The organism is Mesorhizobium sp. W050, assembly GCF_054719535.1.
This window is the reverse complement of the sequence record NZ_JBTTIH010000001.1, coordinates 3,091,110-3,108,783: the sequence shown is the minus strand read 5'-3', so window position 1 is coordinate 3,108,783 and position 17,674 is coordinate 3,091,110. Positions and strand designations below refer to the sequence as shown.

Below are 17,674 nucleotides of genomic sequence, written 5' to 3'. Positions count from 1 at the left end.
CGCGGCTAACCTTGCCTATCGTCGCGCGATAACAACCGGAGCCATCAATGACATTTCATACTGAATGGCTGCGGAGAGCCTTGCTCGCCACCGCGCTGACCATGGCCGGCCCGGCCCTGGCCGCGGATGATGGCAAGGTGGCCAACTTCCTGCTCGACAATGGAATGGAGGTGGTGGTCGTTCCCGATCATCGCGCCCCCATCGTCACCCATATGGTGTGGTACAAGATCGGCAGCGCCGACGAGCCGCCAGGCAAGTCCGGCATAGCGCACTTCTTCGAACACCTGATGTTCAAGGCCACGACCAACCACGCCGCGGGCGAGTTCGACCGCGCCATATCGGCCATCGGCGGCTCCAACAACGCCTTCACCTCATATGACTACACTGCCTTCCACGAGACGGTGGCGCCCTCGGCACTTGGTGAGATGATGAGCTTCGAGGCCGATCGCATGCGCAACCTCATCTTGACCGACGAGGTCATCAAGACCGAGCGCGACGTGATCCTGGAAGAGCGCCGCGCGCGCATCGACAGCAATCCGCAGGCGGTGCTCGACGAAGAGGTCGACGCGACGCTCTGGCAGAACCAGCCCTACCGCATTCCGGTGATCGGCTGGATGCAGGAGATGGAGCAGTTGAACCGCACCGATGCGGTTGCCTTCTATGACAAATACTACCGCCCCAACAATGCGGTGCTGATCGTGGCCGGCGATGTCGAGCCGGAGGTCGTGAAGGCGCTGGCCGAAAAAACCTATGGCAAGGTCGCGCGCGGTCCCGACCTGCCCCCGCGCATCCGCCCGGTCGAGCCGGAGCAGAACACCAAGCGCACGGTGACGCTCACCGATGGGCGCGTTTCGGTGCCGAGCTTTTCGACGCAATGGGTGGTTCCGTCCTACCACACGGCAAAACCCGGCGAGGCCGAGGCGCTCGACCTGCTGGGAGAGATCCTTGGCGGCGGCAGCCGCAGCAGGCTCTACCAGCAACTCGTGGTCAAGCAAGGCATCGCATCGGCGACCGGCGCCTTCTTCCAGGGTACGATGCTCGACGCCACCAATTTCACCGTCTATGGCGCGCCGCGCGGCGACGCCAAGCTGAGCGACGTCGAGGCGGCCGTCGACGCCGAGATCGCCCGCATCGTCAAGGACGGGGCCACCGCCGATGAGCTGGAGAAGGCCAAGGCCCGCTATATCAGGGCCATGATCTTCGCCCGCGACAAGCAGGACGAGATGGCCAATCTCTACGGCGCCGAGCTCGCCACCGGCGGCAACGTCAGGGATATCCAGGAATGGCCGGACCGCATTCGCAAGGTCACCGCCGATGAGATCAAGGCGGTCGCCGCACGCTATCTGCTGCTCGATCGTACGACGACCGGCTATCTCTTGCCGCAGCAACAGGCGGGGAATTGATGATGACGAGATTGAGCGTTAGCGCTGCCCCTCACCTGCCTACCGGCATCCTCTCCCCCTATAGTGACAGGGAGAGGGGCGCTGTCATCGTCGATTTCGCCAACCATCAGCGTCGTAAGAAGAGCGCCAGCGTCGCGGCGAGACCCTTTCTCCCCGTCACTATACGGGGAGAAGTGCCCGGCAGCGCGATGAGGGGCGGAGCTGACGTTGGCGATCAATGGCCTGATGCGATTACTCATAGGCGCATCGCGGTTCTCCACGTCTTCGCCACACTGTTCCTCGGCATCTTCTTCCTCATCCTGCCGGCGCTTGCCGCGCACGCGATGGACATTCAGCCGGTGACCTCATCGAAAGGCGTCAACGCCTGGCTGGTCGAGGACCACTCCATTCCGATCGTCGCCATCCGCTTCGTCTTCGATGGCGGCTCGACGCAGGATCCGGCGGGGCGGGAAGGGCTGGTCAATCTGATGACCGGCCTATTCGACGAGGGCGCCGGCGACCTCGACAGCGAGGCCTTCCAGATCAAGCTTGACGATGCCGGCGCCGAAATGGGCTTCGAAGCGGCGCGCGACGGCACCTATGGCGCGATGCGGATGCTGGCCGAGCAGAAGGACGCGGCCTTCGACCTGCTCAGGCTGGCGGTCACCAGCCCGCGCTTCGACCAGGCGCCGATCGACCGCATCCGCGCCCAGATCCTGTCCGGCATCATCGCCAATGAGCGTGACCCCAACACCGTCGCGCAAACCAAATGGCTGCGCGCGATCTATGGCGAACATCCGTATTCCAGGCCCGACCAGGGCACCAAGGACAGCATCGCCACCATCACGGCGGCGGATCTGGCTGCCTTCCACAAGGCCAATTTCGCCCGCAGCGGCCTGCATGTCGCGGTGGTCGGCGACATAGATGCCGCGACGCTGAAACGGAAGCTCGATGAGGTCTTCGGCGATCTGCCGGAAAAGCAGGTGCTGCAACCGGTTGCCGATACCGAACTGAAGCTGGGCCAGCAGCTCGAGGTCGACTACGACCTGCCGCAGACCTCGCTGCAGTTTGCCTACCCCGGTGTGAAGCGCGATGCGCCGGATTTCTTCCCCGCGGTGCTGATGAACCAGATTCTCGGCGGCGGCACCTTCACCTCGCGCCTCTATGACGAGGTGCGGGAAAAGCGCGGCCTGGCCTATTCCGTCGATTCCAACCTGGTCGATCACCAGCATTCCAACGCGCTGATCATCACCACCGCAACGCGTTCCGATCGCGCCGCCGAGACGCTCGGCATCGTCAAGGAGGTGGTCAAGAAGATGGCCGAGGAGGGGCCGACCGAGGCCGAACTGGACGCCACCAAGAAATACATGGTCGGCTCCTATGCTATCAGCAATCTGGATTCTTCCAGCGCCATTGCCGCGACCCTGGTGGAATTGCAACTCGACAATCTCGGCATCGATTACGTGCAGCGCCGCGCGGCGCTCATCAACGGTGTGACGCTCGATCAGGTCAAGGCAGCGGCGAAGAAGCTGCTGACGCCGGCGCCCGCGATCATGAGCATCGGGCCGAAGCTGGAGGGCAAATGACGAGCTCCACCTCGGGCCCCACCTTCGGTATCGCCTTTGGCGGCGGCGGCGCGCGCGGCCTCGCCCATATCCACATCGTCGAGGCGCTGAACGAGCTCGGCATCAAGCCCGTGGCCATCGCCGGCTCCTCGATCGGCGCCATCATGGGCGCCGGCATGGCCTCGGGCATGAGCGGCAAGGACATCGAGGACTACGCCCGCTCGATCCTCGGCCGCCGCGCCGAGGTGGCGGCGCGCATGTGGCGCTCGCGTCCCGGCACCATCGCCGAGGCGATGCAGGGCGGCATCCGCGTCAGTCAGTTCAACATAGAGCGCATCTTGAAGGCGTTCCTGCCGGAAGCCATCCCGGAAACCTTCGCCGAGCTGAAAATCCCGCTGAAGGTGACGGCGACGGACTATTTCGGTCACAAGCTGGCCGTCTTCGACGAGGGCGACCTGCATTCGGCGCTCGCCGCCTCGGCTGCCATTCCCGCCGTGTTCCGCCCGGTGACGCGCGACGACCGCGTGCTGATCGACGGCGGCATCTACAATCCGGTGCCGTTCGACCTGATCGAAGACGCCGCCAACATCATCATCGCGATCGACGTCGTCGGTGCGCCGAGCGAGGCCGAGCGCAAGCACCCGACCACGGTCGACCTGATGTACGGCGCCACGCAATTGATGATGCAGTCGATCATCGCCCACAAGCTGAACCAGCGCCCCCCCGACATACTGATCCGCCCGCCGGTGTCGAAATACCGCGTGCTCGATTTCATGAAGATCGACACGCTGCTTGCCGAGACGCAGGAGGTCAAGGACGAACTGAAGCGCGAGGTGGAAAGAGTGGTCGAGGCGCGTGCCAAGGGCAAGCGGGGGAAGAAAGTAGGGTGAGCTGCCGATCTCCCCCCTCGAGGGGGAGATGGCCGGCAGGCCAGAGGGGGTCGTCTCGCGTGAAGCTAGACCTCCTACTGTCGATAGGAGGTTGCGTCAGGACGGACCGACCGCCTCTGTCGCCTTCGGCGACATCTCCCCTCACGGGGAGATTACCCCACCGGCGTCTCACACCCTCCCAGCCGCATATTCCAGCGCCACCACGCCATTGCTGAGCTGTACGGTCGAGATCGGCTCCAACGCCACCGGCATATCGGGCGGGAACAGCTTCTTGCCCTCCCCGACGGAGCCAGGGTAGCTCAGCAGCCTGACGCGATCGACCAGACCATGGCGCAGCAATTCCCGCGCGACGCTCAGGCTGCCATGCACATAGATGTTGCCGCCGCTGCCTTACTTCAGCGCCCGAACCGCTTCCGGCAACGCACCCTTCAGCAACTCGGCCGGTTTCCAGTCGAGTGCCTTCGGGCTTGTCGACGCGACATATTTCGGCAGCGCATTGAACCGGTCGGCGAAGTCTCCGGTTTCCTTGGGCCAAGAGCCGGCAAAAATCTCGTAGGTCGTGCGCCCCAGAAGCATGGCCCCGCTGTCGGCAAGCTCGTCCTCCTTGAACCTTTGCATCTCATCGTTCCAGGTCACGCTGGGCAGCTTCTCGACCTCGGCGATGCCATCGATGCTGATGAACTCGGTGATAATAAGGTTTCTCATGGCGCTCTCCTTCTTCTGTCAAAGGACGAACCGTGTGAGCCTTTTGCGACCGCTCTGCGAAAAAAAGCGCTTTGTTGAGCAGGCGTTGCTGTCGGGCGCTGGCCCATCGCGCTTAAAGGGGGGCGCTTCGGACACCATCGACAAACGCCAGAACGACCACACACGGAGCAACGCAGTAAACCAGTCTCGCTCTGCGGCCCGTCTTCGTCACAGCGTCGCTTGCGTCGAGATCGACGGTGATGTCCTCATAGCCCAGCACTTCGCCATCAAGCGGGTAGGCGGCCTTGTAGACAGCTTCCTTGGCGGCAAAAAGGATGCGACCGGCAAGATACAAGTCGGTTGCGTCGATCCGGTCAGCGGGGACTGCAACCAGCGCGAAGATGTCGTCGGGCAGGGGCAAAGCGGGCTCGATATCGATGCCGAGCGAGGCGACGTGGGAGAGCGGCGCGACGGCCGCCACGGCCATCTCGTCGTCGTGAGCCAGCGACCCCGTTACTCCATGAGGCCATACCGGTGCGCCGGAGGAGCCGCGGAGGATAGCGACGTCGTTCAAGCCCATATCCGCCAGCAGCTCGTGCGCGATCCACCGCGCCGCGCCACTCGCCCGCCGCATCAGCGGCAGGCGTGACGGGATGGAGCGTGCTTCCTGCGGCAGCAAATGGTTCTCATCGCCTTCGCGGATCGTGCGGCATCCGATCTGAACGCCGGCCGGTGCCATGGCGGCCATCGCCGCCAGCAACTGCGCCGACAGGCTGGCACCGGCATCGAGCGGGCGCGTCATGGCTGGCCGCCCCGCAGAGCGAGGTCGGCGATCATTTCCCCGTCCTCGTCGGGCCCTTCTTCGACGAAACCGGCAGCGCGATAGAGGCGGCGTGCCGCTTCATTCCCAGGTTCGTAGCAGATCGAAACGCGGCTGATTTGGCCGAGCCGCATGATTTCATCCAGCACTTCGCGCAAAGCGGCCTTGCCGTAGCCTTGGCCCTGATGGACGCGATCGATCATGAAGCGGTAGATCCGCGCCTCGTCGTCGTCCTCCGGCGCCTCGTACATCAGGAAACCGACGACGCGATCCCCTGCCATGACGACGCGCGGCCGTGCGTCCCCGTCGGTTTCGGCTTCGTCCAGCGACTCCGCATTTCTGGCGACAAAATCGGTCTGATCCGCGGCCAGTTGCAGGGCCGCGACCAAGGCCCGGTTGGCCGCAGTCAGCGAAACGAGACGGACGTCTGCGCCCATCAAGCCGTTGCCTTGACGCTATCCTCCGGCACCGGCTCGACGAAGCGATGCAGCTTGGCCGGGTTGCCCCGCCAGATCGAGTTGGGCTCCAGCTCTTCGCCCTTCATCACGAAGGAGTCCGCGTCGACCATCGAGCCTTTGCCCATCACCACGCCGTAGTGGACAAAGGCGGAAGGTCCGAGCGTGCAACCATCGCCGATGCGGATGAAATCGGACTTGAACGCGCCTTCTTCCAGCGAATGGGCCTGGATCACGCAGCCCTCGTTGAGCGTGACGTCGTCGCCGATCTCGACCAGCGAACGCTCGGTCAAATTGCTGCCGCCGTCATAGACCCGGCTGCCGACCTTGACGCCGAGCAGGCGCAGGATCATCGGCCGGAACGGCGTGCCGGCGAACAGGCGCACGATCGGCGAATCCGCCAGCTTCCAGTGGCGTTCGTGGCGCCAGAAGGTGACGTCGTAGATCGTCGTCATCTGCGGCTTCAGCCGGCCAAAGCCAAGGCTTGCCCGCTCGACCAGAATGTAGAACGGAATTGTGATCGCCGAGGTCAAAAGCACGGCGGCGAACAGGGCGACCTCCGCCCATTCCGTATAGTAGTTCAGCGCCCGGTCCCAGATCGCCAGCGTGACGAACAGCATGACCCATTGCGTTGCCAGGAACAGAAGAATGGTCACCAGGTTGTGGCGGTTCTTGTGCGGGATGCGCCGGCGCCGGTCGGCCTCGTCGACGCCGGCTATAAGCTCCTTGTCGCGGTTCACCATGCGCGGGATTTCAAAGGCAGGCGAACCGAGAAGGCCGACATTCTGGCGCACCGGCCCGTCGATGGGGATCATCACCTTGGTGCCGAGCAGCACGTTGTCGCCGGTGCGGCCGTCCGGCGGATAGTAGATGTTGTTGCCGAGATAGTTGCGTTCGCCGATGCGCGTCGGCTCGAGCCTGAAGGCCGAGGCGGACTTGTGCATGTTGATCATGAACAGCCCGTCCGAGACCATGGTCTCGGTGCCGATCTCGCACAGAAGCGGGTTTTCATGCTGCTGGTTGGAGCCGAAATTGGAGCCGGTCTGCACCACTCTGTTGAGGTTCCAGCCGATGGCGCGCATGTAGTGCACGATTGCCGAGCTGTCGCCGGCCAGGAGCCCGAGCACGCGGGAATTGCTGGCGAATTCGGCGACGGTCTGCAGCCAGTAGCGGAAACCGTAAAGCGTGTAGGTGCGGCCCGGCTTCAAGATCAGGCTCGTCAGGCGCGGCACCAGCGTCGCTGCCAGGAAAGCCGCCGCGATATAGCCGAAAAGCGTGACCGTGGTGCCGATTGCGACAAGGCCGATCGTCTCCTGATAGTCGTCGCCGACATATTCCCAGTAGCTGTGGAACAGGAGCGGCAGCGGGGTGACAAGGCCAAACAGGCCGACCAGCTGCAGCGCTTCATAGAGGAAGCGCCGGACCTGGTAAGGATTGACATTGCGCACCTTGCAATAGTCCGCCGTGGTCGGCACCGCCGGCGATCCATGCCAGTGCTCGCCGTCCGGGATGCTTTGCCCGCGATGCAGCGAGGACGAATGGCCGAGCTGGGCGCCGTTGCCGATCCTGGTGTCGATATCGAGCGTGGAGCCGACGCCGACGAAGGCATCGCGGCCGATGGTCAGCGGCCCGGTGTGGATATAACCGGACTGGGCCCTGAAGCCGAGGATCATCGATTCCTTGCGCAGGATGGTGTTGGCGCCGATGGAAATAAGATCCGTGCAGACGGGCACGGATTTCGATTCGATGACGGCGTTTTTCCCGAGCTTGGTGCCGAGCAGCTGCAGATAGAGGCTGTAGAGCGGGCTGCCGCGGAACAGCACGACGGGCGCGGTGCGGATCAATGTCTTGACCACCCAGAAGCGGAAGTAGCGCACGCCCCAGATCGGAAACGCCTCGGCCTTCCACCGGCCGATGAGCACCCATTTCGCAAGGACGGCAAAGCCCGACATGCCGAAGAACACGGCCGCCGAAAGAGCCACGCACCGGATATAGAGCTGCAGCGGATCGTCGAGCGCGTCATACATCCAGTTGAGGCCGTCATTGATCGCCCAGAGCGCCACGTAGCTGTAGAGGCTGTAGAACGAAAGCTGCGCCGCGCCGCAGGTCCAGTAGGCGACATTCGAGGCCCGGCGGGTGAGGACCGGCTCGTTGGTTGCCGTCGTCATCTCCTCCGCTACCCCCAGATGCAGCGCCAGGCGCGCCACCGTGGGATAGAGATAGATGTCGCGCATCGACGTCGTCGCCCATTCCTTCCTAGTGCGCACGCGCGCGCAGAAATGCGCCATCAGCAAGGAGTTGGCGCCGAGATCGTCGAAGAAGTGATCCTCGACCGACACCGCGTCGAATTTCAGCACCGTGGCCAGCGCTTCCGCCAGGAATCGCTCGTCCTCATTGCCGGGCGGCACCATCGTGCGATCGGCCGAAAGCCGGACGCTCGTCGGCTTCGGCAGTTGGCGCAGGTCTACCTTGTTGGAGACGGTCATCGGGATGGCAGGCAGCTCCTCCAGATAGGCGGGCACCATGTAGTCGGGCAGCCGCCGCTTCATCGTCTGGGCGAGATCCCCTCGGGAAATCGCCGCTACGCCGGTTTTAAGCGCGTAATAGGCAACCAGTTCGACGCGACCGGGTTCGATCTCCCAGGTGGTGACGGCGGCCTGGGCGATCTCGGGCTGGTCGAGCAGCACCGCCTCGATCTCGCCGAGCTCGATGCGATAGCCGCGAATCTTCACCTGCGTGTCGATGCGCCCGGCATACTCGATCTCGCCGCTATCGTTGATCCGGCCAAGATCGCCGGTGCGGTAGATGCGCTGCGACGGGTTGTTCGGCAGGCCGACGAAATCGGCGATGAATTTCTGGTCGGTCAGGTCCGGCCGGTTCAGATAACCGACGGCGAGCCCGATGCCGGCAATGCCGATCTCGCCCAGTTCACCGGGCTCGGCAAGTTGCGGCAGCGAAGCGTCCAGAATGACGATCGAGTAGGTCGGCAACGGAGCGCCGATGGTCACCGGACGGTCCGGCGTCAGCGCCCCCATCGTTGCGGTGACGGTCGCCTCAGTCGGCCCGTAGGTGTTGAGGATCTGCCGGCCCGGCTTCGACCAGCGCACCACCAGATTGTGCGGGCAGGCCTCGCCGCCCACCAGAAGCGTGCGCAGGCTGGGAACGTCCGATGTCATCGATGACAACAATGTCGGGCTGCAGGCCATGCAGGTGATGTCATGGAGGCGCAGGAAATCCGCCAGTTCCTCGCCCACCAGCGGCATCTGGCCAGGTGCCGGCACCACCGTCGCGCCGGCGACGAACGGCACCCAGATCTCTTCGGAGGAAAAGTCGAAGGCAATGGTCATGCCCTGATAGACCCGGTCGCCCGGCCGGTAGCCATAGGAGGCGGCCGCGACGTGTATGAAATTGACGAAACTCTGGTGCGTGATGACCACGCCCTTGGGCTTGCCGGTGGTGCCCGAGGTATAGAGGATGTAGCAAATGTCGTCGGTCGCCTGCTGCTTCAGCGGCGCGGGCGACTGTGCGGAGATTTCGGCGGCGGCGCTGTCGATCAGCACATGGGGAACGGGCAGTTGACCGGCGCGCGACGCATAGGCGGCGATGGTGACGATCATGCTGACGGCGGCGTCTTCGATGATCAGCGCCATCCGCTCCTGCGGAAACGCGGTGGCTAGCGGCACGAAGGCAGCCCCCGCCTTCATCACCGCCAGCAACGCCACATAGGTCTCCGCCGACCGGTCGAGAATGAGCCCGACCCGGTGGCCCGGCCGCACGCCGTGCTTGATCAGCATGCGGGCGCACTGGTTGGCACGGCTGTTCAGCTCCTGATACGTCCAGACGCGCCCGTCGGAGATCACCGCCGGCAACGCGGCGAAGGTGACGGCGAGCTGCTCGAAGACCGCATCGAGCCGCTTACCCGGCTGCCGGGCAAAGTCGGCGCCCGTCAGGACCGGGCCGTTCCTTGCCGGGCCGCGAGCGATCCGTGCCAGCGCATCGATGCCTGGCAGGCCGCCGATCGGTGTTGCCGCGTCGCTGTCCAGCCCGGCGATATCGTAGTCCATGTCCATACTCTCTCGTCCTGGGGCATTGCCCGGCTGTTCATGCCGCCGCCGGAACAGGCTTGTGCCGCCGCTGCGATTTTGTTGGTGGAGGGCTTCCAAAAAGGAAGTGCCCGGAATCCCGACCGGGAAGCTTATGCCACCCGATCTTTTCGCCGGTTTTTCCGAACTGTTGAATTTTGTTTCTGGAGTGTGTCTGGGCGGGGAGCTTGGCCGGCCGCTCGCTGCACCTTGCGGGGGAGGGCTTCAGCGTTGGTGGCAACCCGGAAAGAGACTATGAGCGAACCTCATGCGGACGGCGTCGGCGAGCTGTCTATAATGGAGCGCTACGGCGACCCAGCAGCAGAGCGATGCCCAACGCCGGAAGCGTCGCCGCCGCGACGGCGAAGAAGACGAATTGCAGCCCGGTCGACGCGGCGACCAAGCCGAGCGCCGGACTGCCGAAGCCGAGCGCCACGTCGAGGAAGACGGTGTAGAGTCCCATTGCCAGGCCGCGGCTGCGCGACGGAAGACGGCCTACGGCCTCGGCGCCGAGGCCGGGATAGACCAGCGAGTAGCCGAGGCCAGTCAGACCCGCTCCGATCGCGGCGACAACAGGCCCGGTCGCAAGCCAGATCAGCATCAGCCCTGCCGCCTCGACCGCGACGAAGATCACAGCGACGCGTGCGCCCCCAAGCCTGTCGGGCAGGTGGCCGAAGCACAGCCTTGCCACGATCAGCGACGCGGCATAGGCCGTGAAGGGAAGCCATACCGGCTGCCAGCCCCGCTCGGCGAAGAGCAGGGCGCCGAAGCCCAGAATAGCACCATAGCCGAGGCTGCTGAAAGCAGCTCCGACGCCAGGAAGCCAGACCGCTTTCGCCACGCTCCTCCATGACTGCGGCACGCTGCCCGCGGCGGCGCTGGTGCCGCGCATCGGCAGGATGGCAAGCAGCGTCGCCAGCGGCAGGACGATCGTCGCGAGCGCGATCGCGGTGAAACCGCTTGCTGCATAAAGCGCAGATCCGACCGGCGCGCCTAGCGCGAGCGCCGCAAACATCGCCGTGCCCACCCAGGCTATGACTTTTCCGGAGTTCTGTCCGCCCGCAACGGAGAGGCCCCAGGCGACGCCGCCGGTGATGATGAAGCTCTCGGACGCGCCCAGCACCGCCCGTCCGGCGAACAGCGCCGATGCGGACGCTACCGGCCGGTCGAGCAATGCCAGCGAGCCGAGGTAAAATAGCCCGGCAAGGGTAGCGGCAATGAGGCCGACGACGACGGCGCGCTTGCCGCCGCGCCCATCGGCATAGTTGCCAGCCCCGATGCGCGACAGCATCGAGGCGACGAACTGGCTGCCCGTCACCAGTCCCACTGCGAAGGGGCCGAAGCCAAGCTGCTGGTGAAGATGCAGCGGCAGGACGGGTAGCGCCAGGCCGATCAGCAGGAAGCCGGCGAAGACAGCCGCCATGATCGGCGCCAGTTCCGCCATGACGCCATTTCGGTCTGATATCCGCGCCATTTTGGTCAATCGGTAATCCAACTGTTCGGATCAGTAGCGTTCGTAGGTCACGCGCCAGCCTTCGGCCGGGTTGTCAGGCGTGAGGACCAGTTTGTTGTCCGAGACCTCGAATTTGCGTTTCATGCTCTTGCCGACAAGGTTGCGGACCAGGGAGGACTCGATCGTGATGACGAAGGTCTTGTCCTTGTCGTTGATGGCGACCGGCCCGTAATAGGCTTCGTAGCCATTCGCCGTGTAAGGCGTGTCCGGCGCCTTGGGGTCGGGGTTCTGCGCCTGCACCGAGAGGGTGCCGGCCTCGGTGAAGATGACCTGGCCGGAATATGGCACGGGCTTGAGGTTTCCCTCGGCGCCGGCCTCGAGCGAAATCATGCGCCATGCGCCGATGATCGCGGACTCTTGCGAGAAAGCCGGCGTGGCGACCGAAAGCGCAAGCGCAAGGGCGGCAATCTTCAATCTCATAGTCATATGTCGTTGTTCCTTTTCTGAGTTGTGGGTGCGTACAGGCCGTCCGCCCGATCTTTGCTTCACACCGAAAGCATGACCTTGATGGCGCGACGTTCGTCCATGGCGCGGTAGCCTTCAGCGACCTCGGCCAACGGCAGCTTGAGGTCGAAGACCTTGCCGGGCTTGATCCGACCTTGCAGCACACGGTCCATCAGGTCGGGCAGGAAGCGGCGCACCGGCGCCGGGCCGCCCAGCATGCGTTTCTGGCCGAAGAATAGTTTTTGGCCGTCGAAGTTCACGCCATGCGGCACGCCGACATAGCCGATGGTGCCGCCGGGGCGGGAGCAGGCCAGCGCCTGGTCGAAGGATTCTCCCGTGCCGACGCATTCCAGCACGGAGTCCGCGCCGACGCCCTTGGTGAGTTCCTTGATGCGGGCCACGCCTTCCTCGCCGCGCTCAGCGACGATGTCGGTCGCGCCGAACTCGCGGGCGAGTTTTTGGCGGCTGGCGTGCCGGCTCATGGCGATGATGCGCTCGGCGCCTATCTCCTTGGCCGCAAGCACGCCCATCAGGCCTACCGCACCGTCGCCGACCACCACCACCGTCGATCCTTCGCGGACCTCGGCTGCGTCGGCCGCGTACCAGCCGGTGCCGAGCACATCGGACACAGCCAGCAGGTCAGGGATGAGTTCGGCCGGCGGCACCTCGGCGGTGGCGACCAGTGTGCCATCGGCCAACGGCACGCGGGCGTAAGGCGCCTGCGCGCCCGACATGAACTCGCGCTGCACGCAAGACGACTGGAAGCCGAAGCGGCAATGCGGGCAGGTGTTGTCCGAGAGGCAGAACGAGCCGACGACGAACTGGCCGGGGCGGACCGTGCGCACCTCTGCGCCGACTTCGACGACGATGCCGCAATATTCGTGGCCCATATGCATCGGCCCGGCGACCGGCTGCAGCCCGCGATAGGGCCACAGGTCCGAGCCGCAGATGCAGCTTGCCGACAGCTTGATGATGGCGTCCGTCGGCCGCATGATTTTCGGATCGGCGATTTCCTCGCAGCGTATGTCGCCCGGTTTGTGAAGAACGGTTGCAAGCATGTTGGTTCCTTTCGAGGAGAGATCAGGCGCCGTAGTCGGCGTCGCTGACATGTTCCAGCCAGTCCACGACCTTGCCGTCCTTGACCTCCTGGAGGGCGATGTGGGTCATGGCGGTCTGAGGCGACGCGCCGTGCCAGTGCTTTTCGCCGGGCGCGAACCAGACGACGTCGCCCGGACGGATTTCCTCGACCGGGCCACCCTCGCGCTGCACGCGGCCGAGGCCGGAGACGACGATCAGCGTCTGGCCGAGCGGATGCGTGTGCCAGGCGGTGCGGGCGCCGGGCTCGAAGGTCACCTGTGCGCCTTGAACCCGCTCGGCGTCGAAGGGATTGAAGAGCGGATCGATCCGCACCGTTCCGGTGAACCAGTCAGGCGGTCCCTTGCCGGAAGGCCTGGTGCCGGCGCGAAGAATGTCCATGGTGATCTCCTTTGCGTCCTCAAATGCGCTCGACGCGAAGCGGGAATTTGCCGCGAATGTGCAGGGCCTGCTCGCCCTCGTCGAAGCGGCCAAGCCTGATCAGCCCGGGATGGCGGTAGTCGGCGTAGAACATGGCCAGGTTGCCCCAGGGCATGAAATAGCACAGGTCATAGGGCTGCTCGTCGGCGAACGGACCGCTTCCCTCCTCGGTCAGCTTGCGCGGCAGATAGGCGATCTTCTCGTTGTGGGCGTAGTCCTCGGTCTCGACGTCGAGCGGCAGCATGGAGAAGAAGTCGCGCGCCGAGGGATTGTCGTAGAGCGTGGCGGTCATGATGCGGCCGTTGAAAACCATCCTGATCTTCATGTCGGTGGGCTCCTGGCTGACGGGAGATTGGCCTTCCTGGCCGGCGGCTGTGCGAGGCAGGGCCGCCGCCGCGAGCGCGGCGCCGAGCAATGTCCGGCGACTGAGCGGCGCATGTTCGATCGTCATGGCAAAGACCTCCGGGCCATATGCGCTGCGGCAAGGGCGGCGAGCGCCGATCCGCAGAGCAGCACCGCGCCCAGGGTGAACGGTCCCCACCAGCCGACCGTATCGAACAGCGTGCCGCCGATCGCGGCGCCGCCGGTGATGGCGAGCTGGATGACGGCTACCTGCAACCCGCCGCCGGCCTCCGCGTCGTTCGGCAATGTTCGGCTGAGCCACGTGCCCCAACCAACCGGCGCGGCCATGCCGAAGAAGCCCCAGGCAACGAGCAGCAGCGCTGTGGGACCCGGGAGTGCACCGAAGGCGATGAGCGCGGCGGCCAGCGCAGCCATGACCAGCGGGATGACGGTGAGGATGCTGAACAGACGCGTGCGCAAAAGCCGGCCGACGCACCATGTGCCGAGCACCCCGGCCAGCCCCATCGCCAGCAAGACCGCCGAGAGGGCGGCGATGTCGAGCCGCGTGACGTTCTCGAGGAAGGGCCGCAGATAGGTGAAGAGCGCGAACTGGCCCATGAACAGCATCATGATCGACGCCATGCCGGTAGCGACAGGAAGACGGCCGAGCAGCGCCAGCGGATTGCCGGCACGCTTCCTGCGGCGCGGCGGCAGCGCCGGCAGGCTTGTCCACTGCCAGGCCAGCGCCAGGAGACCAAACGGCACGACGAGGAAGAAAGCGCCGCGCCAGCCGACATAGGCGCCGAGAAAACTGCCCAGCGGCGCGGCGATGGTAGCCGCAATGGCATTGCCGGCGTTCAGCATGGCGAGACCCTTCGGAACCATGTCTTGCGGCACGAGGCGCATGACGATCGCGGTCGACATCGACCAGAACCCGCCGATCGCGATGCCGAGCAGCGCCCGGCCGACCATGAGCAACGCGTAGTTCGGCGCGAAGGTGACAGCCAGACCGGACACGATGAGGAGGAGGGTGAAGCCGGTCACGACCAGTCGGCGGTCGATGTGGCGCGTGAGGCCGGCGACCAGCAGGCTGGTCACGACGGCGAAAGCGCCCGAAATCGAGATCGCCTGTCCCGCGCGGCCCTCGGTGATGCCGAGATCGGCCGCTAGCGGCGACAGCAGGCTGACCGGCATGAATTCCGATGCGATGAGCACGAAAACACATAGCGCCATCGACAACACCGCGCCCCATGCGGCGCGGTTTTCAACAAGCCTTGTGTCGTATGTGGTTTCCATGATTGGCATCCTGGCAAAGCGCCGGACGGATCAGCCGCAAATTCCCGTCGCTGCCAGAAGATATTGCAGGGGAACCCATTTAAGTAGACTAAGCAATCCGCATGGACTTATCTGCTCATGATATGAATGTCCGATGGGAGGTGCCCTATGCAGCGCGATGGCATGAAGGATCTGCTCTGGTTCGTGGCGGTCGCCCGGGAGCGCAGTTTCACCAGGGCGGCGGCAAAGCTCGGAACCTCGCAGTCGACCCTGAGTTCGACAATCAAGGAGCTTGAAGCTCGTCTTGGCGTCCGCCTGCTGACGCGTACGACGCGGAGCGTCTCTCCGACCGAGGCCGGCGAGCGACTTTTCCAATCTCTCGTTCCCCGCTTCGAGGAAATCGAATCCGACCTCGCAAGCCTGGTGGCCTTCCGCGACAAGCCCTCCGGAACGGTCCGTATCACCCTGTCCGACCATGCGCTCCAGACGACCGTCTGGCCGAAGCTCCAGCCCTTGCTCAGCGACAATCCCGACGTGCGCGTCGAGCTCTACAGCGACAACGGCATGAAGAACATTGTGGAGGAGCGCTTCGACGCAGGCGTGCGGCTTGGCGAGAGCATCGACAGGGATATGATCGCAGTGCGCATCGGGCCGGATTGGAGGCTCGTGGCCGTGGCTTCGCCGGACTACTTTTCCCGCCATCCGGTTCCGAGCGCGCCCCAGGACCTGGTCGATCATGACTGCATCAATATGCGGCAGGCGACGTTCGGCGGATTGTATGCCTGGGAATTCGCCAGGGATGGCCGCGACCTTCGTGTGCGGGTGGAAGGCCAACTCACCTTCAATTCGTCCATTCCCATGATCGAGGCTGCGACAAGCGGTTTCGGGATCGCCTACGTCCCGGAAAACCTCGTCAGCCACCACATCGCCGAGGGACGCCTCAGGCTCGTGCTTGACGACTGGAGCCCGCCATTTGCCGGCTATCACCTCTACTATCCGAGCAGGCGACAGCTTTCGCCCGCGATGGCGGTGATCATTGACGCGCTCCGCCATCGCATCTGACGCCGGAGACTGTTTGGGTCATGAAGCTGAGCTTGGCAAATGGCAGGTTCTACCTGGGCATCGCCCGGCTGTTCATGCCGCCGCTGCAGCAGGCACTGCGCCGCCGCTGCGATTTTGTTGGTGGTCCAAAAAGGAAGAATCCGGAATCCCGACTGGGAAGCTTATGCCACCCGATCTTTTCGCCGGTTTTTCCGAACTGTTCAATTTTGTTTCTGGAGTGTGTCTGGGCGGGCATCAGCTCGCCGCCCGTTGGTTCTTGCGGGGGGCACACCTTACTTGTCTTTGGTGCCGAAACGGCACCTGCTCGATTTGATGAAGATACGAAGGACGAGCAGGAGAAAAATGCTTGTCGCCATTTCCAACGAAGGCCAGCGGACGCCCCCGTTGCGGGAAGCAGTGGCGGTAAGTATAAGGATCGAGTCCCTAGCTTGAGCAACTCGCCGCCCCAGCCGGTGCGCGGGAGCGGCGGGTGCCGTAGATGTTGGTGGCCGCAGGAACCACTTTCTTCTTTACTTTCGGTATGTATTGTAAGTCGCACGGGGGACCAGAAGCGACCGATGCCAACTGCTGTTGATATTTTCTGTGGTTCGGGCGGCGTGTCGCAGGGGCTGCGAAGTGCTCGCTGGAAGGTCGTAGCCGCTTGCGACAACGACCCCACGGCGTCTGCCACCTATCGTGCCAACCACCCTAAGACGAAGTTCATCGAAGGGAATATCGAGGAAGATGCCACGATCGATCGGATCGTCACGAAGGTGGGAACCCAACATATCAATCTGCTGGTGATTTGCGCACCTTGCCAGCCGTTTAGCAGCCAGAACAGGTTTCGTGGCAAGGACGACCGAGAGCAGCTGATCGTCAGAGCGCTTGCCGTCGCCGAGCGGCTCGACTCGGACATGATCTTCTTTGAGAACGTCCCCGGCCTCGCATCAGCGGCTTACCGATGCGTCCTCGACGAGGTTCGCAACAAGCTGTCCTATCTCGGCTATGCTCTTTCCAAACCAATGGTGCGCGACGCGGCGGACTACGGTGTGCCTCAACGCCGGCGCCGGTGCATAATGTTTGCCGCAAAGAAGCAGGCTGCAGTTGATGCCTTCGTGCGCAGCGACGTTCGGGTACCTCCAAAGACCGTCATGCAGGCAATTGCTGATCTGGATGCTCTGGGCGCCGGCGAGGCAAGCACGCGGGATCCATTGCATCGTGCGAGAATGCATTTGCCGATCGCAATAGAGCGGCTGCGCAGAATTCCCAAGGATGGCGGAAGCCGCAGCAGTCTGCCCGCCCATTTGGAGCTGCGCTGCCACGTGGGCAAAAAGAAGCATGAATTTTCCGACGTCTACGGTCGCATGGCGTGGTCAGATGTAGCCCCCACCCTGACGACGGGTTGTACCGACGTGACCAGAGGGCGTTACGCCCATCCCGAGCAGGATCGGGCGATCACGCTTCGTGAAGCGGCACGCCTTCAAAGCTTCCCAGACGACTATTCGTTCATCGGGAATACGTCACAAATTGCAGCCCAGATAGGCAATGCTGTTCCGCCTGACATGGTCGGAGCGTTTGTTCCTGCGTTCAAGGCGGCTCTGATGGCCACGAAGCGATGAGGTCAACCCGTCCGGTTGCAGGCATGTTAAGACCGGCTGCGCGAGAC

General features: G+C 64.0%; 14 protein-coding genes and 1 pseudogene. 5 read left to right on the top strand and 10 right to left on the bottom strand.

From position 1 onward, the window contains the following. Nucleotides 1-47: 47 nt before the first annotated feature. From ACYG9Y_RS15030 to ACYG9Y_RS15020, 3 genes are all read left to right on the top strand, one after another. Nucleotides 48-1,403, top strand: a complete 1,356-nt coding sequence (locus ACYG9Y_RS15030; protein WP_023739221.1) for a M16 family metallopeptidase — start codon at nucleotides 48-50, stop codon at nucleotides 1,401-1,403. Nucleotides 1,404-1,591: 188 nt separating this feature from the next. Continuing rightward, nucleotides 1,592-2,968: a M16 family metallopeptidase gene (locus tag ACYG9Y_RS15025; protein ID WP_023739222.1), complete on the top strand. Its 1,377-nt coding sequence runs from the start codon at nucleotides 1,592-1,594 to the stop codon at nucleotides 2,966-2,968. Beyond that, nucleotides 2,965-3,837, top strand: coding sequence for a patatin-like phospholipase family protein (locus tag ACYG9Y_RS15020; protein WP_023739223.1), 873 nt, complete (start codon nucleotides 2,965-2,967; stop codon nucleotides 3,835-3,837). The genes ACYG9Y_RS15025 and ACYG9Y_RS15020 overlap by 4 nt, the downstream gene beginning before the upstream one ends. A gap of 168 nt (nucleotides 3,838-4,005) precedes the next feature. On the opposite strand, the pseudogene ACYG9Y_RS15015 reads toward ACYG9Y_RS15020, so the two are convergent. From ACYG9Y_RS15015 to ACYG9Y_RS14970, 10 genes and pseudogenes are all read right to left on the bottom strand, one after another. Then, nucleotides 4,006-4,542: pseudogene (locus tag ACYG9Y_RS15015) on the bottom strand (dihydrofolate reductase family protein). 112 nt (nucleotides 4,543-4,654) lie between these two features. Beyond that, complete coding sequence (locus ACYG9Y_RS15010; RefSeq protein WP_023739224.1) at nucleotides 4,655-5,323, bottom strand: 4'-phosphopantetheinyl transferase family protein; 669 nt, start codon at nucleotides 5,321-5,323, stop codon at nucleotides 4,655-4,657. Beyond that, entirely contained in the window at nucleotides 5,320-5,778 is a 459-nt protein-coding gene (locus ACYG9Y_RS15005; protein ID WP_023739225.1) for a GNAT family N-acetyltransferase, read from the bottom strand. The genes ACYG9Y_RS15010 and ACYG9Y_RS15005 overlap by 4 nt, the downstream gene beginning before the upstream one ends. After that, nucleotides 5,778-9,866 (bottom strand): Pls/PosA family non-ribosomal peptide synthetase, encoded by a 4,089-nt coding sequence (locus ACYG9Y_RS15000; RefSeq protein ID WP_023739226.1) that lies wholly within the window; start codon nucleotides 9,864-9,866, stop codon nucleotides 5,778-5,780. Before ACYG9Y_RS15000 ends, ACYG9Y_RS15005 begins: the two co-directional genes overlap by 1 nt. A 304-nt stretch (nucleotides 9,867-10,170) precedes the next feature. Beyond that, entirely contained in the window at nucleotides 10,171-11,352 is a 1,182-nt protein-coding gene (locus tag ACYG9Y_RS14995) for an arabinose transporter (RefSeq protein ID WP_031253307.1), read from the bottom strand. Nucleotides 11,353-11,382: 30 nt separating this feature from the next. Further along, nucleotides 11,383-11,817, bottom strand: coding sequence for a lipocalin-like domain-containing protein (locus tag ACYG9Y_RS14990; RefSeq protein ID WP_023753752.1), 435 nt, complete (start codon nucleotides 11,815-11,817; stop codon nucleotides 11,383-11,385). A gap of 59 nt (nucleotides 11,818-11,876) precedes the next feature. Next, entirely contained in the window at nucleotides 11,877-12,893 is a 1,017-nt protein-coding gene (locus ACYG9Y_RS14985; RefSeq protein WP_023739229.1) for a zinc-dependent alcohol dehydrogenase family protein, read from the bottom strand. A gap of 22 nt (nucleotides 12,894-12,915) precedes the next feature. Then, nucleotides 12,916-13,311, bottom strand: a complete 396-nt coding sequence (locus tag ACYG9Y_RS14980) for a (R)-mandelonitrile lyase (protein ID WP_023739230.1) — start codon at nucleotides 13,309-13,311, stop codon at nucleotides 12,916-12,918. Nucleotides 13,312-13,330: 19 nt separating this feature from the next. Next, nucleotides 13,331-13,801, bottom strand: coding sequence for a cyclophilin-like fold protein (locus ACYG9Y_RS14975; protein ID WP_023739231.1), 471 nt, complete (start codon nucleotides 13,799-13,801; stop codon nucleotides 13,331-13,333). Further along, a complete protein-coding gene (locus ACYG9Y_RS14970) occupies nucleotides 13,798-14,988 on the bottom strand; it encodes an MFS transporter (protein WP_031253308.1) in 1,191 nt (396 codons plus the stop codon). Before ACYG9Y_RS14970 ends, ACYG9Y_RS14975 begins: the two co-directional genes overlap by 4 nt. A gap of 147 nt (nucleotides 14,989-15,135) precedes the next feature. Here ACYG9Y_RS14970 and ACYG9Y_RS14965 point away from each other — a divergent pair, with 147 nt between their 5' ends. Together ACYG9Y_RS14965 and ACYG9Y_RS14960 are read left to right on the top strand one after the other, a co-directional pair. Continuing rightward, nucleotides 15,136-16,029 (top strand): LysR family transcriptional regulator, encoded by an 894-nt coding sequence (locus ACYG9Y_RS14965; RefSeq protein ID WP_023739233.1) that lies wholly within the window; start codon nucleotides 15,136-15,138, stop codon nucleotides 16,027-16,029. Between the two features lie 20 nt (nucleotides 16,030-16,049). Next, nucleotides 16,050-17,627, top strand: coding sequence for a DNA cytosine methyltransferase (locus ACYG9Y_RS14960; protein WP_196813875.1), 1,578 nt, complete (start codon nucleotides 16,050-16,052; stop codon nucleotides 17,625-17,627). Nucleotides 17,628-17,674: the final 47 nt, after the last annotated feature.

Bases quoted from the DNA above. Each gene is read 5' to 3' on its own strand.
- ACYG9Y_RS15000 (WP_023739226.1), bottom strand. From the start codon at position 9,866: ATGGACATGGACTACGATATCGCCGGGCTGGACAGCGACGCGGCAACA.
- ACYG9Y_RS15010 (WP_023739224.1), bottom strand. From the start codon at position 5,323: ATGACGCGCCCGCTCGATGCCGGTGCCAGCCTGTCGGCGCAGTTGCTG.
- ACYG9Y_RS15025 (WP_023739222.1), top strand. From the start codon at position 1,592: ATGAGGGGCGGAGCTGACGTTGGCGATCAATGGCCTGATGCGATTACT.
- ACYG9Y_RS15030 (WP_023739221.1), top strand. From the start codon at position 48: ATGACATTTCATACTGAATGGCTGCGGAGAGCCTTGCTCGCCACCGCG.
- ACYG9Y_RS15005 (WP_023739225.1), bottom strand. From the start codon at position 5,778: ATGGGCGCAGACGTCCGTCTCGTTTCGCTGACTGCGGCCAACCGGGCC.
- ACYG9Y_RS15020 (WP_023739223.1), top strand. From the start codon at position 2,965: ATGACGAGCTCCACCTCGGGCCCCACCTTCGGTATCGCCTTTGGCGGC.
- ACYG9Y_RS14990 (WP_023753752.1), bottom strand. From the start codon at position 11,817: ATGACTATGAGATTGAAGATTGCCGCCCTTGCGCTTGCGCTTTCGGTC.
- ACYG9Y_RS14970 (WP_031253308.1), bottom strand. From the start codon at position 14,988: ATGGAAACCACATACGACACAAGGCTTGTTGAAAACCGCGCCGCATGG.
- ACYG9Y_RS14980 (WP_023739230.1), bottom strand. From the start codon at position 13,311: ATGGACATTCTTCGCGCCGGCACCAGGCCTTCCGGCAAGGGACCGCCT.
- ACYG9Y_RS14965 (WP_023739233.1), top strand. From the start codon at position 15,136: ATGCAGCGCGATGGCATGAAGGATCTGCTCTGGTTCGTGGCGGTCGCC.
- ACYG9Y_RS14975 (WP_023739231.1), bottom strand. From the start codon at position 13,801: ATGACGATCGAACATGCGCCGCTCAGTCGCCGGACATTGCTCGGCGCC.
- ACYG9Y_RS14985 (WP_023739229.1), bottom strand. From the start codon at position 12,893: ATGCTTGCAACCGTTCTTCACAAACCGGGCGACATACGCTGCGAGGAA.
- ACYG9Y_RS14960 (WP_196813875.1), top strand. From the start codon at position 16,050: ATGAAGCTGAGCTTGGCAAATGGCAGGTTCTACCTGGGCATCGCCCGG.
- ACYG9Y_RS14995 (WP_031253307.1), bottom strand. From the start codon at position 11,352: ATGGCGCGGATATCAGACCGAAATGGCGTCATGGCGGAACTGGCGCCG.